Source organism: Ligilactobacillus sp. RTP31139st1_D10_RTP31139_211217, from assembly GCF_040226755.1.
Classification (GTDB): domain Bacteria; phylum Bacillota; class Bacilli; order Lactobacillales; family Lactobacillaceae; genus Ligilactobacillus; species Ligilactobacillus animalis.
In genome coordinates this window covers 35,543-55,534 of the sequence record NZ_JBCOAR010000013.1, presented here as the reverse complement: position 1 = coordinate 55,534, position 19,992 = coordinate 35,543, and the positions used below count along the sequence as shown (strand labels likewise).

Annotated in this window: 21 protein-coding genes; 2 read left to right on the top strand and 19 right to left on the bottom strand. The window is 40.8% G+C overall.

Going from position 1 to position 19,992, the window contains the following annotated elements; genetic code table 11:
• From xseA to ABT996_RS08325, 7 genes are all read right to left on the bottom strand, one after another.
• Positions 1-895, bottom strand: an 895-nt coding sequence (gene xseA, locus ABT996_RS08355; RefSeq protein WP_349924661.1) for an exodeoxyribonuclease VII large subunit, incomplete at its 3' end; no start/stop codon positions are given.
• Positions 895-1,743 carry a bifunctional methylenetetrahydrofolate dehydrogenase/methenyltetrahydrofolate cyclohydrolase FolD gene (gene folD, locus ABT996_RS08350; protein ID WP_035447934.1) on the bottom strand — a complete coding sequence of 283 codons (849 nt, stop codon included), beginning with the start codon at positions 1,741-1,743 and terminating at the stop codon, positions 895-897. The genes xseA and folD, both read right to left, overlap by 1 nt.
• Before the next feature lie 111 nt (positions 1,744-1,854).
• Positions 1,855-2,253 (bottom strand): transcription antitermination factor NusB, encoded by a 399-nt coding sequence (gene nusB / locus ABT996_RS08345; protein ID WP_035447932.1) that lies wholly within the window; start codon positions 2,251-2,253, stop codon positions 1,855-1,857.
• Positions 2,253-2,681, bottom strand: coding sequence for an Asp23/Gls24 family envelope stress response protein (locus tag ABT996_RS08340; RefSeq protein WP_004047591.1), 429 nt, complete (start codon positions 2,679-2,681; stop codon positions 2,253-2,255). The genes nusB and ABT996_RS08340 overlap by 1 nt, the downstream gene beginning before the upstream one ends.
• Positions 2,682-2,943: 262 nt before the next feature.
• Positions 2,944-3,501, bottom strand: a complete 558-nt coding sequence (efp, locus tag ABT996_RS08335; RefSeq protein ID WP_004047589.1) for an elongation factor P — start codon at positions 3,499-3,501, stop codon at positions 2,944-2,946.
• 129 nt (positions 3,502-3,630) lie between these two features.
• A complete protein-coding gene (locus tag ABT996_RS08330) occupies positions 3,631-4,698 on the bottom strand; it encodes a M24 family metallopeptidase (RefSeq protein WP_035447925.1) in 1,068 nt (355 codons plus the stop codon).
• Between the two features lie 62 nt (positions 4,699-4,760).
• Complete coding sequence (locus tag ABT996_RS08325; protein WP_035447924.1) at positions 4,761-4,988, bottom strand: hypothetical protein; 228 nt, start codon at positions 4,986-4,988, stop codon at positions 4,761-4,763.
• A 177-nt stretch (positions 4,989-5,165) separates the two neighbouring features.
• Here ABT996_RS08325 and ABT996_RS08320 point away from each other — a divergent pair, with 177 nt between their 5' ends.
• On the top strand, positions 5,166-5,930 hold the full coding sequence (locus ABT996_RS08320; protein ID WP_035447923.1) for a TrmH family RNA methyltransferase: 765 nt from the start codon (positions 5,166-5,168) through the stop codon (positions 5,928-5,930).
• Between the two features lie 80 nt (positions 5,931-6,010).
• Here ABT996_RS08320 and ABT996_RS08315 read toward each other — a convergent pair whose 3' ends face one another.
• From ABT996_RS08315 to ABT996_RS08285, 7 genes are all read right to left on the bottom strand, one after another.
• The gene (locus ABT996_RS08315) at positions 6,011-6,622 is read right to left on the bottom strand and encodes an HAD-IA family hydrolase (RefSeq protein WP_010688939.1); all 612 of its coding nucleotides are present in this window, start codon (positions 6,620-6,622) and stop codon (positions 6,011-6,013) included.
• A gap of 12 nt (positions 6,623-6,634) precedes the next feature.
• The gene (gene dtd, locus ABT996_RS08310) at positions 6,635-7,081 is read right to left on the bottom strand and encodes a D-aminoacyl-tRNA deacylase (protein ID WP_035447921.1); all 447 of its coding nucleotides are present in this window, start codon (positions 7,079-7,081) and stop codon (positions 6,635-6,637) included.
• A gap of 15 nt (positions 7,082-7,096) precedes the next feature.
• Positions 7,097-9,319: a RelA/SpoT family protein gene (locus ABT996_RS08305; protein WP_035447919.1), complete on the bottom strand. Its 2,223-nt coding sequence runs from the start codon at positions 9,317-9,319 to the stop codon at positions 7,097-7,099.
• 120 nt (positions 9,320-9,439) lie between these two features.
• On the bottom strand, positions 9,440-9,766 hold the full coding sequence (locus ABT996_RS08300) for a hypothetical protein (protein WP_035447917.1): 327 nt from the start codon (positions 9,764-9,766) through the stop codon (positions 9,440-9,442).
• A gap of 81 nt (positions 9,767-9,847) precedes the next feature.
• The gene (locus ABT996_RS08295; protein ID WP_035447912.1) at positions 9,848-10,597 is read right to left on the bottom strand and encodes a 16S rRNA (uracil(1498)-N(3))-methyltransferase; all 750 of its coding nucleotides are present in this window, start codon (positions 10,595-10,597) and stop codon (positions 9,848-9,850) included.
• A gap of 3 nt (positions 10,598-10,600) precedes the next feature.
• Positions 10,601-11,488 (bottom strand): 50S ribosomal protein L11 methyltransferase, encoded by an 888-nt coding sequence (gene prmA / locus ABT996_RS08290; RefSeq protein ID WP_035447911.1) that lies wholly within the window; start codon positions 11,486-11,488, stop codon positions 10,601-10,603.
• A gap of 18 nt (positions 11,489-11,506) precedes the next feature.
• Positions 11,507-11,995: a DUF3013 family protein gene (locus ABT996_RS08285; protein ID WP_010688930.1), complete on the bottom strand. Its 489-nt coding sequence runs from the start codon at positions 11,993-11,995 to the stop codon at positions 11,507-11,509.
• A 218-nt stretch (positions 11,996-12,213) separates the two neighbouring features.
• Between ABT996_RS08285 and ABT996_RS08280 the strand changes: the two genes are divergently transcribed.
• A complete protein-coding gene (locus ABT996_RS08280) occupies positions 12,214-13,173 on the top strand; it encodes a nucleoside hydrolase (RefSeq protein ID WP_035447909.1) in 960 nt (319 codons plus the stop codon).
• A 455-nt stretch (positions 13,174-13,628) separates the two neighbouring features.
• Here the strand turns inward: ABT996_RS08280 and greA are convergent, their stop codons facing one another.
• From greA to pheS, 5 genes are all read right to left on the bottom strand, one after another.
• The gene (greA, locus tag ABT996_RS08275) at positions 13,629-14,102 is read right to left on the bottom strand and encodes a transcription elongation factor GreA (RefSeq protein ID WP_035447905.1); all 474 of its coding nucleotides are present in this window, start codon (positions 14,100-14,102) and stop codon (positions 13,629-13,631) included.
• 48 nt (positions 14,103-14,150) lie between these two features.
• Positions 14,151-14,798, bottom strand: a complete 648-nt coding sequence (gene udk / locus ABT996_RS08270; RefSeq protein WP_035447901.1) for a uridine kinase — start codon at positions 14,796-14,798, stop codon at positions 14,151-14,153.
• Between the two features lie 24 nt (positions 14,799-14,822).
• The gene (gene mltG / locus ABT996_RS08265; RefSeq protein WP_035447899.1) at positions 14,823-15,920 is read right to left on the bottom strand and encodes an endolytic transglycosylase MltG; all 1,098 of its coding nucleotides are present in this window, start codon (positions 15,918-15,920) and stop codon (positions 14,823-14,825) included.
• A 328-nt stretch (positions 15,921-16,248) separates the two neighbouring features.
• On the bottom strand, positions 16,249-18,660 hold the full coding sequence (gene pheT / locus ABT996_RS08260; protein WP_035447894.1) for a phenylalanine--tRNA ligase subunit beta: 2,412 nt from the start codon (positions 18,658-18,660) through the stop codon (positions 16,249-16,251).
• Between the two features lie 7 nt (positions 18,661-18,667).
• Positions 18,668-19,714: a phenylalanine--tRNA ligase subunit alpha gene (pheS, locus tag ABT996_RS08255; RefSeq protein ID WP_010688921.1), complete on the bottom strand. Its 1,047-nt coding sequence runs from the start codon at positions 19,712-19,714 to the stop codon at positions 18,668-18,670.
• Positions 19,715-19,992 lie beyond the last annotated feature (278 nt).

The following is a 19,992-nucleotide window of genomic DNA, read 5'->3' as shown; positions in this document are numbered from 1 at the left end:
AATTTTGCAATTTTTGTAGCCGTTGGCGGCGTAACTTCAGCATAGCTTGATAACTTTGGATCAAGCGCAACTTATCTTGTTTGATCCGTAAGATCTCGTCTTCTAAGACCGGTGTTGCCAATTCAGCTGCTGCAGTAGGGGTCGCCGCTCTGACATCAGCTACTAAATCAGCGATCGTCGTATCGGTTTCGTGTCCAACCGAAGAAATGATCGGGATCTGGCTTTCAAAGATCGCTCGGGCAACTTTTTCTTCGTTAAAGGGCCATAGATCCTCGATTGAGCCCCCACCACGACCGATAATGATCGTATCAAAATCTCCTCGAGCATTGACCTCTTTTAAACGTCCAACTAATGAATCAGCTGCTTTTTCGCCCTGAACGACTGCGGGAAATAAAACTAGTTGTGCGATTGGATACCGCCGTCTAGTAGTCGTGATGATATCACGGATGACTGCGCCCGATGGACTAGTGATCACTGCGATCCGTTTAGGAAAATGGACTAATGGCCGCTTAGGTGCGCTAAACAACCCTTCTGTGGCTAATTTAGTTTTTAATTGCTCAAACGCTTGATACAAAGCGCCCACACCATCTGGTTCCATCTTCTCGATCGTGATTTGGTAATTTCCACTAGGTTCATACAGATCTACTCTTCCGACCACTAAGACTTTCATTCCATCTTCAACATTGAATTTCAGTTTGTTAAATGCCGATTGAAACATGACTGCATCTATTTTAGCACCATCGTCTTTTAAACTAAAATATTGATGGCGGGGACGCAAACGGAAATTTGAGATCTCACCAGTCAGATAGACACGATTCAAATATGGATCAGCACTGAATTTTCGATGTAAATACTTAGTTAGTGCGGTGACGGTCAAATATTGATCTTTTTCCATTAGCTATTGCTCTTTTCTGCCAATTCAAGCGTTTGTTGCATCAACATCGCGATCGTCATCGGTCCAACGCCGCCGGGAACTGGTGTCAAATAAGCTGCCTTAGTTACAGCACTAGCTTGTTTGACATCACCGACTAATTTGCCGTTAGCCAAACGGTTGATCCCAACATCGATCACAGTTGCGCCTTCCTTGATATAAGTCTCATCGACCATTTCAGCTCGTCCCGTTGCAACGACTAAAATATCAGCCTGGCTAGCAACTCTTTGAAGATCTTTAGTCTTGCTATGCGCCACAGTGACGGTAGCATCTGCATTTATCATCAAAGCAGCTAAAGGACGTCCAACTAAATTACTGCGTCCGATGATCACAACATTTTTACCAGCCACCGGGATCTGATACTCTTCTAATAGGACCATAATGCCACGTGGGGTACATGGTAAAGCTTTAGGCTGGTCCATAAAAAGATGGCCTAAATTTTCGGGATGCAAACCATCAGCATCCTTTTTCGGATCGATCCGTTCGATCACTGCATTTTCATCAAGCTGTGCTGGTAACGGCATCTGCACCAAGATCGCATGGACTGTTACATCGCCATTCAACTCATCGATCAATTGTAATAACTCTGCTTGTGTCGTGTTAGCTGGTAAAGTGATATCTTTAGTCTTGATCCCGATCTTTTCAGCTGCCCGTTTTTTATTGCGGACATATACATGACTAGCCGGATCATCCCCTACTAAAACAACAGCCAAACATGGCTCTAACCCTTGTTGCTTTAACTTTTCTGTCTTTCCCTTTAATTGGCTGCGGATTTTTTCAGCAGTTCCGCGTCCGTCTATCATCACTGTCATATAAATCACAACCTTAACTTTAGTGTATACCTAATATTTTAGCACACTCAGCTACATTTTTTTCAAAAATAAAATGCCTGCACTAAACTTTAGTACAGACATTTTTCATCTTTAAAGTAGATTTGATAAAACACCATTGATAAAACGCCGTGATTTACCATCACTAAATTCCTTAGCTAACTGCAAAGCTTCGTCTAAAGCCACTTTAGCCGGAACATCATCAACATAAAGCATTTCATAGATCGCTAAGCGCAAGATCAAGAGGTCTATCCTGTTCAAGCGTGCGAGCGTCCAATTTGCGCTCAAATGTTGATCGATCTTTGCGTCTAATTCAGATTGGTGTGTAAGTACGCCTTCTACCAATTCAGGCAAGTAGGCTGGTACTGTAGTTGTCGCCTCATCTTCCAACAAAGCTTCGTAAACGTCTTGTGGTAAGGCATCTGGGTTGCTATTCAACGCAAAAAGTGCTTGAAAAGCCAGTTTACGCGTATCATGTCTACTAATACTCACTATTCTTCACCATTCTCTTCCCCAAATAAATTATTTGGGTCAATTGTTTGTTCTTGTTTTTCAGGTATTACCCCTTGAACGTGCACATCAACGCCTAAAATTTCAATTCCCGTCATAAAGAGAACTTGTTGGCGAACCTTTTCTTGGATCTGAGCCGCAACTTTAGGAACTGAGACGCCATAGTTCAAAAAGACATAGACATCAACTTTTAATTGATCTTCGTCTTTGTTGACTTTGACACCTTTACCTCGAATTTGACGGCCTAAGAGTTCTGAAAAGCTGTTGGCGATCGAACCACGCATCGAATATACACCATCAACTTGACTTGCTGCGATCCCAATGATCACTTCGATCACTTCTGGTGCTAAACGAACTTCACCTAAGCTGGGTTCTTTACTTGTTAAAACAATATTATTATCTTCAGACATATCTAAAACCTGCTATATAAAATATGGAAAAATATAGGGAAACTCCCTATATCTCAAGAAAGATTATATATTTCCTTTCTTAAATTTTTTCACTTCCAATATTCAACCAAGAAATCCTTTTTTAAAAATTTACCTGTCTTCAAGTTTTTTATGCCAGGACAATCCCGATCCCATATTATCTTTCTTACGGTCACTGTCACAAAAAATAGCTAAAATTGCTAAATGGTTGATTTTTGGCGAAAATAACGTTCAATTGACCAAATTAGGCACGTGAGATATAGGTGCCGTCAGTTGTGTTGATCGTTAATACATCACCTTCATTAACGAAGAATGGAACTTGGACCACAACACCTGTTTCCATTGTAGCTGGCTTAGAACCACCAGAAGCTGTATCACCTTTGATACCTGGTTCAGTTTCAGCAACTGTAAGATCAACAGTATTTGGTAATTCAACACCTAATGTTTCAGAACCGTACATGATAACACTAACGACCATGTTTTCTTTCAAGTACTTCAATTCTTCTGTTAAGCTTTCACCTGGTAATTCTAATTGTTCATAAGTATCTGTATCCATGAAGACATAGTTGTTACCATCAGCATATAAGTATTGCATCTTCTTGCGGTCGATCTGTGCTTGTTCTACTTTTTCACCAGCACGGAATGTTTTTTCTTGAACAGCACCATTACGTAAGTTTTTTAATTTAGAACGGACAAAAGCTGAACCCTTGCCTGGCTTTACATGTTGAAATTCGACCACACGCCATAATTCACCATCGACTGTGATCGTTAAGCCATTTTTAAAATCATTTACTGAAATCATATTAGTCCTCCTAAAATAATTACATAAGCCCCACTATCTCATTAGTAGCACACTTATCCAAATATAATTTATACACTTTATAATATCAAAAGAACAGCGGTAAATGCAAGTTAATCACCGCTATCTCGCTTAAATTTCATAATATTCTTGGTAAAAATCGGTCAAATTCTCATAGCCCGTTTCGGTGATTAAGATATCATCTTCCAAACGTACCCCACCCAGATCAGGTAAATAGATCCCAGGTTCGATAGTGATCACTTGTCCTGGCTGTAAAACTTCTGTGCTTGTTTTACCGATATAAGGGCCCTCATGAACATTTAGTCCGATCCCGTGTCCCATACCGTGTTCAAAATATTTTGCATAACCTTTTTGAGCGATATAGTCGCGTCCGATCTGATCAAGTTCTTTTCCGGTGATCCCGGGTCTGACTGCTTCGATCGTCAGTTGCTTAGCTTCAGCAACGATATGATAGATCTCTTCTAGCTTAGGATCGACCTTGCCTAGCGCAAAGGTTCGGGTCACATCCGAAGTATAGTAGTCTAAAAAATAACCATAATCAAGAGTTACTAAATCCCCTGAAGCTAATTTCTTGTTACTTGCGACACCATGTGGTAAGGCCGAACGTGTTCCTGAGGCTACGATAGTTTCAAAGGAGGCTTGACTAGCCCCGTTTTTTCGCATGTAATAATCTAGTTCCAAGGCTAGCTCTTGTTCTCCAAGTCCTGGTCTAGCAAGTTTTAAGACATGCTCAAATCCAGCCTTAGCCAAGCGACAACTCGCTTTTATCTTTTCGATCTCAGTAGCAGATTTTTGTGAACGCAAGGCTTCGATCAAACCACTCAATGCGACTAGATCACATGGAGCATATTCATCTAACTGATCATAAACTTGATAGCTCAAACTTTCTTCAAATGCTAAAGCAACAACTTTCTCACGTTCGCATATCTCTAAGGCTCGTCCAAAATAATCCCGTGTGATCACTGCTTTTAACCACGGATTAGTTTGAGCTATTTGCGTCTCAAAACGTGCATCAGTGATCAAATAACGTTCTTGTTCTGTTACTAACAGAATGCCGGCATCCCCGGTAAAGCCACTTAAATAATAGATATTATCTGGTGAAGTCACCAAATAAGCATCTACACTAGCTTCTTGCATTTTTTGACGTAAGCGTTGACAACGTTGGTCAAATTCATTCATCATTGATACCTTCCTTGATCCATATTTATCTCATGATAACACACCTATGCGCGCTAGAAAATCTAAACGATCTCCTTGATCTTATCAGCGATATAGTTTCCCTTGACTATCACGATGATCCGATTAGCTCGATAACTTTTGAGACTTCGAAAATGAACTCGAACGATCATAAAACATTTGTCTGTTCCATCAACGATCGCCGTAGCACCCTTAAAATTTTGTTTTGTACTAAGAACTAACATTGTTTGATCTTGTTCTTCAAAATAGATTTTCTCTAATAAGTTTGGCAAATTACCGCCCCCATTTACTTTTTATCCGTATTATATTCCTTAGTTCACAAAAATTCCATCAACCATAACTTATATAATCAATTTATAATAAGTTATCGTTTTTAAAAACATTCTTCCTTGTTACAGTTAATATGTTATACTGAATTTTATGTAAATTAGAAAACGAGGTCATGGATAATGAAAGAAATTACATCGGTCTCCAATCCTCAAGTCAAGGCTTGGAAAAAACTCGCCACCAAAAAAGGGCGTCAACAAAGTCAAACTTATCTGCTCGATGGTTGGCATTTAGTCAAAGAGGCATTGAATTCTGACGAACCGATCCAAAAGATCCTAGTCACACCGAGTTTCAAGTATCTAGCTGACTTAGAGATCTTGCCCGAGATCCAATATTTCTCGATCAGTGAGTCGATCGCCAAGCATCTCAGCGAAACTAAATCGCCCCAAGGGATCTTTGCTGAAGTAGCCTTTGACCAAACTACGATCAGTCCGACCACTGCTTCTGGTGCATGGCTCTTACTTGATGGTGTTCAAGATCCAGGAAATATCGGAACTATGGTGCGAACCGCTGATGCAGCTGGTTTTTCAGGGGTCGTTTTTGGGCCTAAGACAGCTGATATGTATCAACCCAAAGTCGTCCGCTCAATGCAAGGTAGCCAATTCCACCTTCAATTAGTCACAGCTGATCTGAGCACTTGGATCCAAGCTTTCAAGGCTAAAAATTATCCTGTTTTCGGAAGCGAATTAAACAAAGATGCTCGTTCTTATCAAGAAGTTGGCCAACACCAAAATTTTGCTCTGATCATGGGCAATGAAGGTAATGGGATGAGCGCAGAACTCTTACAACAAACTTCACTCAATCTCTATATCCCGATCAAAGGCCATGCTGAATCGCTAAATGTGGCCGTTGCTGCCGGGATCTTGATGTTTCAACTCATAGACTAACTAAGGATCAGTGCCGTATAAAAAAAGAGGGACCTATCACGATAAGCTCGTGGTAGGCCCCTCTTTTTTTATAGCAATTTTTATTCAATAGCATTCAAGTTTTGAACGATCTGTTCTGCATGAACATCGGCTTTGATCAACTTATCGGGATCAAATAAGATCCCCGCCATCTTAGCATTGTGCCCCGCTATGATATCTAAAGTCCGATCACCGACCATTACAGAAACACTGGGATCTAGTCCATGCTTAGCGACCAAAAAGTTCAACGCTTCAGGATCTGGCTTACGTTTAAAACCATCGTCTGCCGTCGAATGATCCGTAAAATATTGCAAAAATCCATCACGCTCGAGCAATGTCAATGAACTTTTATCGCGATGGGTCAATAAAAAGTTTTGCCCACCATTAGCAATGATCCGCTCTAATAACTCACGCGCCCCTGAAAACGGCTTAGCTTGAACTTGATACTTTTCTTCTAGACGTCGATAATCAGCATGCAATTTAGCCTCATCTAACTGTGCGGTCGTGTATCGTCGATAAGCTTCACGCACGGAAGCCTCACGCATCACTTGATAAACTTCACTTGTTGATAGTTCTACTCCTTGAAGTGCAAAAGCTTCAACAAAAGCTTTGACCATGCCAGGATACGTATCATAGAGCGTTCCATCAAAATCAAAAAAATAATTTTGATACATATTATGACCTCACTATCTATTCTCTGTATCAAAGATGATCGTTACAGGACCATCATTTACCAAACTCACTTGCATATCGGCCCCAAATTCTCCAGTTTGAACTTCGATCCCCAAAGCTTGCAACTTTTGGTTGAATTCAGCATAATTAGCCACCGCCTTAGCTGGCTCTTGGGCCTTAGTAAAACTTGGGCGATTTCCCTTCTTAGTATCAGCATAAAGCGTAAATTGTGAGATCGACAAAATTTTCCCCGCGATCTGTTGGACATTCAGATTCATTTTCCCCTCTTCATCGCTAAAGATCCGACAATTGGCGATTTTTTTTACTAAATAATCGATCTGCTCGCTACCATCGCCAGCCTGAAAACCCACTAATAGCAGTAGCCCTTGATCGATCTGACCAACAGTTTGGTCTGCGATCGCCACACTGGCTTTTTTTACTCGTTGTAATACTACACGCACTTTTCTTTACCTCACTTAATGGATCGTTCGTTTTACTACATAAACATCAGGGACTCGTTTGATATTATCGATGACCCGTTGCAAATGTACCTTATCTCTGATCCCTACTGTCACATCGATCGTTGCCATCTTATTATGATCGATCCGTCCGTTGATCGAATTGAGTTGTTTTGTCGTATTGTTGATCGCCTGTAAAACATCGTTCAACAGACCAGAACGATTATACCCTTGGATCTCAAGGTCAGTATTATAGTGTGTCCGATCATCAGAAACAACATTCCAACTTACATCGATCAAACGCGTACCACTTTGTTCAGCATTTTTCATATTAGGACAATCAGTTCGATGGACCGAGACCCCACGCCCTTTAGTGATATACCCAACGATCTCATCACCTGGGATCGGATTACAACAATGACTCAAGCGGACCAATAGATTATCGATCCCTTCGATCAAGACACTTTCATCATGCTTATTCTTACTGTTAGCATTGTTATTTTTGATCCCTTTATGATCTTCAAGAAGATCTTTTTCTTGTTGTTTTTTACGTTGTAATTCTTTTTGCTCACGAATATCTTGTGTCAAAATATTAATGACCCCAGCTGGCTGTAATTCACCAAATCCGAGCGCTGCATACATATCGTCGCTCGTGGAAATATGCCGTTTAGCCAAGACCCGCTCAATATTTTTAGTATTTAAAACATCGTGTACATTATAGCCTTCTTCGATCAGCGCTTCTTCTAAGATATCTTTACCTTGGTCGATATTTTGGATCCGATCTTGTTGTTTAAAGAAACGCTTGACTTTATTACGTGCCTTATTCGTATGCACTAACTCGAGCCAGTCACGGCTAGGACCGGCCGAATTTTGCGAGGTCAAAATATCAACGATATCGCCATTTTTGACCTGATAATCCAGTGGAACGATCTTACCATTGACCTTAGCTCCCGTCGTATGGTTTCCGATCTCCGTATGGATCGAATAAGCCATATCTAGTGGACCGGCTCCTTTAGGTAATTCAAAGACATCCCCTTTAGGTGTAAAGACATAGACCCGGTCACTAAAGAGATCACCCTTGACACTTTCCATGAAATCACTAGCATCAATGGATTCATTTTGTAACTCAATGATCTCTTTGAACAAGTTGAGTTTTTCACCCGTTGTCGTTTCTTTAACACCATCTGTCTTACCTTCCTTGTAAGCCCAGTGAGCAGCGATACCATATTCAGCCACCCGGTGCATCTCCTCAGTTCTGATCTGCACCTCAAATGGAGTCCCATTTGGTCCGATCAAAGTCGTATGCAACGATTGGTACATATTAGCTTTAGGCATCGCAATATAATCTTTGAATCGGCCTGGCATTGGGGTCCACTTCGTATGGATCGCCCCTAATACCGCATAACAATCCTTGATCGATTTAACGATCACACGGATCGCAAGTAGGTCATATATCTGGCTGAATTGCTTGTGCTGATCACGCATCTTACGATAGATCGAGTAAATATGCTTTGGTCGCCCATAGATCTCACAATCTTTGAGCTTAAGATCCACGATCGCACCTTTGATCTCATCGATCGCTTCATTGATGTATTGTAAACGTTCGTCACGTCTTGAATTCATCAAATGCACGATGCGATAGTATTGTTGAGGATTCAAATATCTTAATGAGGTATCTTCCAATTCCCATTTGATCGTACTGATACCTAAACGATCAGCTAACGGTGCATAGATCTCGAGCGTTTCATTTGCAATACGGCGTTGTTTGTCTGGACGCAAATGTTTTAGGGTACGCATATTATGCAAACGGTCAGCTAACTTCACGATAATGACCCGTAAGTCTTTTGACATCGCCAAGAGTAGTTTACGGTGATTTTCAGCTAGCTGTTCTTTGTGTGACTTGTAGCGGATCTTGCTCAATTTTGTGACCCCGTCTACGATCACTTCGATATCTTTACCAAAAAGCTCACCAATATCAGCCAAAATAACGGGCGTATCCTCGACCACATCATGCAAAAAACCGGCACTTACCGTTTCAGGATCCATTTTTAATTCAGCTAAGATCGCAGCCACTTGGATCGGGTGGACGATATATGGTTCTCCTGACTTACGAAATTGTTCACGGTGAACGTAGGTAGCAAAATCACAGGCTTTTTGTACAATCGCCACATGTTCTGCATTCATGTATTCACTACATTTGTTGATCACATCTTCTGCACTCCAAATTACGTTCTTTTCCATCTCATCACCGTCGCCACTAAAGACAGTAGCGCTTCCTTTCTCACCAATCTACCAAATTCATTTGAATGCACGATAGGCACTTTTCACTACTGCAAAAAGTGCCTATTGCTGTTGTAAATTTTATTTGCGTACAGCACCATAGGCAAAGCATGTCAACATCAGATAAACTACGGTACAATAGATCGCATGGCTATCAAAAAAGAAATCACAACCGATCAAGTAAATAACTGGGAAAAATAGCACTAGCCAAAACTTATCGGCATGTTTACCTGCATAAAATCCAATTGCGATCGCATAAACTACATTGATACCAAATAAGATCACACCCGTTTTCGTGATCTCATCAACATTTAAAACCGTAAAAATGATCGGGATCACGAAACTAAACAGTGTGGCAAAAGCCCAATATGAAATTATTTTTTGGGGTGATACTTTACTTAATTGCATTTTCATTACCTGTTTCTAAAATTAATTAATTTTATTTTACCGTAAAATCACATTTTAGTATAGAAGAAACTCTGCTACAGGCTATTTGACCAATTCTAACGCATACGAAAGCGTCGCTAAAAGATATAGTGGCGCTGTCTCAGCCCGCATAATCCTTGGCCCTAACCCCGCTTGAATGAAACCTTCTTGCATCAAGATCTCGATCTCATTTGTTGATAAACCACCTTCTGGGCCAAAAACTGCCGTCAGATGTGGGGCTTGGTGTGCAGTAAGTTGTTCAATAACTTTGACTAAATTAGCTTTTTCCCCTTGTTTAGCTGCTTCTTCATAGGCCACGATACCTGACTCATCTGTGGCTAGTTTTAATTCTTTCAAGCTGTTGCAATAGCTGATTGTTGGGATCGTTGTGCGATGTGACTGTTCAGCCGCTGCTAAAGCGATCTTTTCCAACCGTGCGATCTTTTTAGCTTGCTTTTTATCATCCCACTTGGCGACCGAAAAATCACCTTTGAAAAAGATAAATCTATCAGCTCCCAATTCTGTTCCCTTTTGCACGATTAATTCCGCTTTATCACCCTTAGAAAGGCCACAAGCGATCGTGGTTACAACGGGCAATTCAGTTTGATGACTAAAAGTTTCAATGACCTTAGCTCGTGACTGTTGTTTATCGACTGCAGTCACTTCCATCAATTGAACTTGCTTATCTGGAGTCACCAACTCAAATTTATCCCCAACACGCATCCGCATTACTGTGATTGCATGCTTATAGATATCTTTTGGTAAAACAAATTGCTCATTGGCTAACATTTCATTATAAAAATAACGTTGCATTTTTTAGACCTCATCTGTCGTTGGCATATGGGCGATGATCGAGTACCAATCTTTTATATTTAAGATTTGATCGATCACAAAACCTTTGGCTTCAATTTCACTGACGATCAAATCTTTTTTATCAGCGATGATCCCGGAAGTGATAAAGATCCCACCTGGCTTTAAGCACTCATAAGCTTGAGGGATCAAAGGTACGATGATCTCGGCTAAGATATTAGCCGTGATCAACCCAACTTTGGTCTTGATCCCAGCCAACAAGTCATTTGCTCCCACCGTGATCGCATCTTGCATGCCATTTAACGCCAAATTTTCTTCGGCCACCTTGACCGCTTCAGCATCAACATCATAAGCAGCGATCTGAGCGACACCAAAATACTTAGCTGCAATACTCAAGACACCCGAACCAGTGCCCACATCTATCATGGTCTCTCCACCACGCACAACAGTCTCTAATGCTTGTAATGCTAATTTAGTTGTTGGATGAGTTCCCGTTCCAAAAGCACGACCGGGATCAAGTTTGATAACTTTTTCATCAGTTGTTTCTGGCGTATAACTTTCCCAACTTGGCACGATCGTCAAATAGCGCGTTAAACGGACTGGATGATAGTATTTCTTCCAAACATCTGCCCAAGAATCATCATCCAGTTCGGCTAATTTGACAGTTCCCTTGCCTGGATCTAAGCCAAATTCGCGCAATTGTGCGATCTTTTGTTCTAATTCAGGGAGTAGCTCTACTAAGCCAGCCTGTGCTTGAAAATATGTAGCTAATTCAACTTGACTAAGATCTGAATCATCGATCTCAACGCCACCAGCCCCATTTTCCATCAAAAGATTGATCACAGCTTCACTCGCCTCATTTGTCGTCGTTACAGTTAATTTGATCCAATCCAAAATAAATTCATCCTTTGCTTAAAATTTAGGGTACGGCAAATTTTCCGCAGCCGTATTCTCAGTCGCATCCTGCACAAATCTTTCAAATTCACTCATCGACCAGGTCAATTCGAATAATTCCTTGTCGCTGTCATTTAAAAAGTCAAGCAGATCCGAACGTCCATTGTCTAACACGATCTGTAAATAACTAAAAAATGCTTTACCACGTGCTAATGTCCAACCTTTTTTACCAGCATAGCTCAAGCACGCTAAATACGCTTCTGGTTCGACTTGAGCTGCATTTTTCTCATCATAAAATAAAATACTGTCACTAAATGAAATGATCGCTTCATCCGAACTTACTCCTTCCGCGTCTGTGATGACTTGACTAGTAGAATTTTCGGCGTAAAAAGTCAATTCCATCTCAAATGTTTTGGCGCGTTTATTCCAAAAAAGTTCGATCTTACCATCAAAATCTAAGCTATCTATATTGCTTTCCAAAAAAGTCAAAAGATCTGTTTTTGCCATCCAATCAATCCTGTCTGTGTATAGTTATACTAATATAGTAACCTCTAGGCGGGATAGAAAACAAGTTTAATTCGATAATCTTTTGTTTTTAGCTGATTTAACGTATATTTTATCGTTTTTAGCAATATTTTATTAATTTTTTACACTCAAGTAAGTACAAAAGCCATAATTTCTGATAAACTAAGAGTGTGAATTACTAACTTTAGGAGATGATTTACTTGGCAAAATACAAAATGATTCTTGATCTCGATACTGGGATCGACGATGCATTAGCCATCGCTTATGCTTTAGCTTCAGAAGAATGCGATCTGATCGGGATCGTGGGTTCATATGGTAACATTCTAGTCGAAGATGGGGTCCAAAATAGTTTAGACTTGCTTGAACTGTTAGGACATCCAGATATTCCAGTTTTCACTGGGCTTCCACACGCTTCTACTAAGGATAGCTTTGAAGTTATGCCGATCAGTGCCCAGATCCACGGCAAAAACGGGATCGGTGAAGTCAAACTTAAAAAGGCTGACCGTAAACCAGAAGCAATGTCTGGAGTCGATTTCTTCATCGAAGCTGCTCACAAATACGGCAAAGATCTCGTGATCGTTCCAACTGGTCCTTTGACAAACTTAGCTGCCGCCTTAGAAAAAGATCCTGAGATCGCTAAACTTGTAGGTAAAGTTACCTTAATGGGTGGAGCTTTGACTGTTCCTGGTAACGTCAACCCGGTAACTGAAGCTAACATCGATCAAGATCCTGAAGCAGCTGATAAAGTCTTTCGCAGTGAATTCCCATTGACGATGATCGGCTTAGACGTTACGACCCGAACACTCTTGACTACAAAAGAAACTCAAAAGTGGCGTGACTTAAAGACTTTAGCCGGTGAAAAATATGCTGATCTGACAGATTACTATATCGATGCTTACAAAGTTACAAGTCCTTACTTAGGCGGCTGTGCTTTACACGATCCACTAGCTGTAGCAGCAGCGATCGATCCTTCGTTAGTAACAACACTTGATCTAAACATGAAAGTTGATACCGAGGGGCCTTATGCCGGACGCACGATCGGGGATGAGACTCGGATCAACGAACCCGCTTTATTGACTAAAGCAGCCGTCAACGTTGATAAAACCCGCTTTGTCGATTTATTCATGGAACGTTTGACGACGCTATTTAGCAAAAATTAGGAAGATGAGGCTTAAGCAATGAATATTCTTGGGATATCCCTTTATATCTTTTGGCTTTTGCTGGGCATCTTAAAATTTAGTTCTTTACCGCATAACCGCAGTTTTTCTTACCAACAAGCCTTCTTTGGTACTTTGTACTGGTACAAAAATTTTAGAAATTTACTGTTGCTCTGCGCTTTGATGGTCTTATTTATTTTTGCGCCACTAAAATTGATCTACTTTCTATTTTTTATTACCGCCTGCCTAATATTTCTTATGACAGCGCGCAATTTTTGGCTTCGGATCGGCAACGCTTGGACAAGTATCTTTCTTTGTTTAGCTTGTATCTTTATTGGGATCGGCACTGGACTATTTGTTTTCAGAACTTAAATATTTGCTCCCTTGGTCATGGCTAAGGGAGTTTTTTGCGTACAAAAAAAGACCTGCCTTTTTTGGCAGATCTTCTTTGGACAAAATTATTTAACTTCAATGATCTTGACTTGCATTTCACCGCCAGGAGTTTCAACACTCACGGTCTCGCCCACTTTATGTCCAACTAAGCTTTGGGCGATCGGTGATTCGTTTGAGATCTTACCAGCAAATGGATCAGCTTCAGCAGCACCCACGATCTGGTAAGTTTCTGGTTCATCGTCGTCTTCTTGGAAGACTACTGTTTTACCGATCGCAACTTCGTCAGCAGCGATCGAGCCATTATCAATGATCTCAACATGGTTCAACATGTTTTCGACTTCTTTGATCCGACCTTCAAGCATTGATTGTTCATTCTTTGCTGCTTCGTATTCGGAGTTTTCAGATAGATCTCCAAAGGAACGAGCGATCTTGATCCGTTCGATGATCTCTGCTCGTTTAGTTGTCCGAAGTTCTTCTAATTCAACTTCAAGTTTTTCTTTACCTTCCAATGTCATTGGAAATGTTTTTTCTTCAGCCATTTTTACACCTCATTAATATCATTAACTGCGTGGTTCATTATACCACAACTAGTCTTCGTTTTTACGAATGATGTCACGAACTTTTGTGACCAAAAGATCGATCGCAACCTGATTTTCGCCACCTTCAGGCACAATAATGTCAGCATAACGCTTTGAAGGTTCAATAAATTGATGATACATTGGCTTGACCGTTTCAAGATATTGATCGATCACTGATTGCAAGGTCCGACCGCGTTCTTCGATATCACGTTGGATACGACGAATGATCCGAATATCGTCATCAGTATCCACGAAGATCTTAATATCCATCAAATCACGTAAACGTGCGTCGTTTAGCGTTAAAATACCTTCCACAATGATAACTTCTCGCGGTTCTTGAACTACGACTTCCTTGCTCCGTGTATGAGCAGCATAATCGTAAACCGGGATCTCGATCGTCTTCCAGTTGAGCAGATCTTCAAGTTGTTCGATCAAGAGATCTGTATCAAAGGCATTTGGATGGTCATAGTTGACTTTAGTACGTTCTTCAAATGGAACATCATCTTGACTCTTGTAATATGAATCTTCTTGGAGCATCATCAAGGAATGACCATGAAGTTGATCAAAGATCGCACGGGAAACAGAGGTCTTCCCACTACCTGATCCCCCAGTTACACCGATAATAATTGGACGTGGACGCTTCTTTGCTTCTGACATTAATAAATACCTACCTTAAATTAATTATTGATTATCTTTTTCGAGTTTCTTGGTCAATGCTTGATGTTCTTCATAAGTCTTGGAGAAGTAGACCTTACCTGTCTTCATATTTGCGATGAAATAAAGATAACCTTTATCCTTATCGACTGGGTCTAAGACAGCTTTTACCGATGCAATACTTGGGTTATTGAACGGCCCAGGTCCCATACCTTCATTTTGATATAGATTGTATGGAGAATCAACTTCAAGATCTTTATATGTCACATTTTGCTTGTGTTTACCCAAAGCATAAAGAACTGAGATATCTGATTGGATCTTCATATTCTTTTCTAAGCGATTTTCAAACACACCTGCGATCTTATAACGATCATCTGCAGTCACACCTTCGCGCTCAACTAGAGAAGCTAAGGTCAAGACTTGTTGAACTGTGTAGTGACGTTCGGAGATCTTACTGTAGTATGGTGACAACATTTCATTAGTCTTAGCTACCATTTGTTCGACCAATTGTTTTAATGTCGTATCATCTTGAACTGAATAAGTAGCTGGATATAAGTAGCCTTCTAAACGATAACGAACATCTTTGGCTTCAAGCGCTGATGTTAATAACTCTGGATACTTGTTTTTTAACTCGTTTAAGAAAGTTTCGTCGTTGACTAATGCCAAAAAGTCCTTCTTACTGAACTTAGTCGCATTTTGGATCTCAGTTCCGACCTCATCGATCGTTACCCCTTCTTTAACAAGAACTTTTCCTGAGTCAAGTGGTTCACTAGCGCCACCTTTTTGTAAAGCTTTTGAGATCTGTTCAAGTGTCATCGAGGGTTTTAGTTCATAGTACCCTGCCTTAAAATTCCCTAGTTTATTGGTCTTAACATAGTAATCAAAGACAAAGCCGCTCTTGATGACCTTTTTTTCCTCCAAAATAGCGCCGATCTGTTTGTTGTTACTTCCAACAGGGATCTTGACCTCGATACGTTGATTCGAGTTTTTGTCAAGTGGTTGCAAAGCCGTCTTAACGTAGTGGTAGCCAAATGCTCCGACTAATACGATCAAAACTACGATCACCAAGATAACCCCAGTGATGATTTTTTTAGCAACCGATTTCTTTGCTTTTTCTTTACCCAAAGTAATCACCCTTACTACACTAATGTGAACAAATATAAATATATATTTGTGAAAGAATTATAGTTTTTCCTTTCCTGCGTTTTAAGCCCCTAGCTAACTTGCTATGTATAAAGATCATACACTGGATCTATCGATTTTATGAGATCTTTAGCCCCACATTGTGATCTTTCTGACTATGATCTCTTTGACCCATGGCATTATTTCATCTAAGCCACTCCCGTGTAAACTCTATCTCTACCATTATATAAGCGTGGTTGCCTAATTGCAATATTGTATCATGGTTAATTTCTAAAAAAAGAAGCCCATATGAGCTCCTTTAATTTTATTTCTAACGAATGTCTGCTTCGAATTCTTCGACTAACTTAGCTTGCACTTTTTCAAAAGCTTTGGTAACTGCTTCATCTTGTAAAGTTGTATTTGGATCAGAGTAGACCAAAGTATAAGCCAATGATTTAAAGCCATCCATAATATGTTCACCTTGATATACATCAAACAGCTTGATATCTTTCAAGAAAGCACCACCATTTTTGCGGATGCAATCTTCGATCTGTTGATTTGTCACATCGGCCGAAACTGCCAAAGCGATATCACGTGTGATCGATGGATATTTTGAAACAGGTGTATAAAGTTTAGCTGCTTTTGGCAACTCGATAACTTTTTGTAGATCAAGTTCAAAAACATAAACCCGTTGTTTTAATTTATATTCCTTAGCTGTGTTAGGATGAACTTCACCGATAAAGCCTAAGTAAGTTTCTCCTGCATAGATCGCAGCCGTCCGACCAGGATGCATATCTGGCATGGCAACTGCTTGATAAGATTCGTTAGTTACACCTAATTCATGTAACAAGTTAGCTACGATCCCTTTGAGATAGAAGAAATCAACTTCTTGTTTTGTAGTATTCCAGTTAGCATCACTGACTAAGCCCGTTACTGCCCCAGCGATATGTTCAACTTCACGTGGGCGTGTTTGATCTTCATCTCTAAAGAAGACCCGTCCTTGTTCATATAACGCAACATCGTTAACTTTACGTGCTGCATTATAGGCTAGATCATCTAAAAGCCCTGAGATCAAGTTCATGCGAACCGTCGTGTGTTCACTGCTCATTGGAAAATCTAAATTAGTCGGCAAAGCTTCTTCTAAAGCAAAACGTTTGGCTTTTTCTTCAGTCGTCAACCCGTATGAAATAGCTTGATCTAAGCCAGTTGCTTCTAAAGTTTGGCGTGCTTGGCGGATCAATTTTTGAGCTGGAGTGTAGCTACCTGGTGTTGTTTGCCCTGCTGGCAGTGTTGTTGGCAAATTATCATAGCCATAGATCCGTGCTACTTCTTCAACTAGGTCAGCTTCGATCGCAATATCCCAACGTCTTGTTGGTACATAGACTGTCAGCTCATCAGCTGCGACTATCGTTTCAAAGCCTAAACGATCAAAAATAGCTTGGATCTGTTCCACCGTCAATTCTGTACCTAAAACTTTATTGATATGTGAAGCTGAGGTCTTGATCTTAGCTGGAGTAGTTTCTAGTTCGTTGACACTAGCTACCCCTTTGACCACTTGACCTTCACCTAATTCAGCGATCATTACCGCAGCAGCATCTAACGCTTCACGCACAGCTGCTACGTCAACACCACGTTCAAAGCGCATTGAAGCTTCTGAGTGCAAGTTTTCCCGCCGTGAAGTCTTTCTGATCCGATGACCGTCAAAGACAGCTGCTTCCAAAGCAACTGTGGTCGTTTCGTCGCTGATCTCAGTCTCTAAGCCACCCATCGTACCCGCTAAAGCAACTGGTACATCATTAGCTGTGATCACAATGTCATTTGGTTGTAATTTACGTTCTTCACCATCAAGGGTAACTAGCATTTCGCCTTCTTTAGCTAAACGCACAACGACTTGCTTAGATCCTAACTTATCCAAGTCAAAAGCATGCAATGGTTGACCGTAATCAAGCAAGATATAGTTTGTCACGTCAACGATATTGTTCAACGGGCGAATGCCTGCATTCCAAAGACGTGTTTGCAACCACATTGGACTTTCTTTGACTTTGACATCTTTTATGACCCGCATCATATATGGTTTAGCTAATTCTTCAGGTGCGCTGACAGTAACGTGATCAGCGATCTCATCTGTAGCGGATTCGATCACATTTGGCACAGGCAAGGTCACTTCACGATCATAGATAGCTGCGATCTCATGGGCAGCACCGCGCATACTTAAAAGATCACCACGGTTTGGTGTGATATCAAGATCGATCACCGTTTCGTCCATCCCTAAGTAACCAAAAACAGGTTCACCTGGTTTAGCATCTTCGGGTAAAACATAGATCCCGTCAGCAAATTCTTTAGGAACTACACTTTCAGAAAAACCTAATTCTTGTAAAGCACAGATCATCCCTTCAGAAACTTCGCCCCGCATCTTACCGCGTTTGATCTTCACATTACCAGCAATCCGTGAATTTGGTAAAGCAACGATGACTTTTTGACCAGCCTTGATATTAGGTGCACCACACACGATCTGTGATGGTTCTTCTTCACCAATATCTACTTGGCAAATGTGTAAGTGGTCAGAATTTGGGTGATCTTTAACATCCAAAGTATAACCTACAACGATCTTCTTTAGTCCATCTTCAAGTTTACCTGTGCTAGCAACTTCGACCGCCGTTCTTTCGATTTTTTCAGCCAATGCTAACGGTTCAAGGTCAGCGACAGGCACATATTCATTTAACCATTTTGTTGAAACTTTCATGAATCAGTTATCCTTTCTGTGCGAATTGTTGTAAGAATCGAACATCATTTAGATAAAATTCGCGAATATCATCGACACCGTATTTGAGCATAGCAAAGCGATCAGGTCCAAGACCAAAGGCAAAACCGCCATAAACTTCTGGATCGACACCAGCCATCTTCAAAACGTTAGGATGGACCATACCAGCACCTAAAACTTCGATCCAACCTGTTTGCTTGCAAACTGAACAGCCCTTACCACCACATTTGAAACAGGAAACATCAACTTCAACAGAGGGTTCCGTAAATGGGAAGTAACTTGGACGCAAACGGATCTCGCGTTGTTGGCCAAAGACCGTCTTAGCGATCAACTCTAACGTACCCTTTAGATCACCCATCGTAATATTTTTATCGATGACTAGACCTTCAACTTGGTGGAACTGATGCGAGTGTGTCGCATCGTCTGTATCACGGCGGTAAACTTTACCTGGCGAGATCATCTTCAATGGTCCCTTGCTAAAGTCATGAACTTCCATCGTCCGAGCTTGCACAGGTGATGTTTGCGTCCGCATCAATAATTGTTTCGTAATGTAAAATGTATCTTGCATATCACGGGCAGGGTGATCTTGTGGCAAGTTCAACATTTCAAAGTTGTAATGATCTTCTTCGATCTCAGGTCCATCGACAACTTGAAAGCCCATCCCTAAGAAGAGTTTTTCGATCTCATCGATAACTTGGACTAAAACATGGGGTGTCCCCGTCTTAACTGGAGTCGCTGGTAAAGTAACATCGATCGTTTCACTTTCTAAGCGTTTAGCCAACTTTAATTCCTCTAATTCAGCGTGCTTTTCAGCGATCGCTTGGGTCAATTCATCTCTGATCGTGTTAGCGAAGCTTCCGACCTTAGGACGTTCTTCAGCGCTTAGATCACGCATTCCCCGCAAAACTTCAGTAATTGAGCCCTTTTTACCCAATAATTCTACTCGGACGTCATTGATATGTTTAGTATCTTCAGCACGCCTAATTTCTTCTAAGCCATTTTGTTTGATCTCTTCAAGTTTTTCTCTTAGATTCACACTAATCTTTCCTTTCATCCGGCTGTTCCAACGTAAAAAAGCCCCATCCCTAAAAAAGGGACGAGGCTTCGCGGTACCACCCTTGTTCTGTTAAGCAAATAACAGCACTCTTTCATGATAAAACGGTCATGAACCGATCTGTTATTCATCCTAAGGAATCCCAACAGCAACTCAGGAAGTGAAATTCGGCCTTAGATCAAGCAAGCCTTCTCAGCTCCCGGCTCTTTTCTGTCTTGATCGATCAGCTTACTAATTTCCGTCTACGTCTTTAAATATTC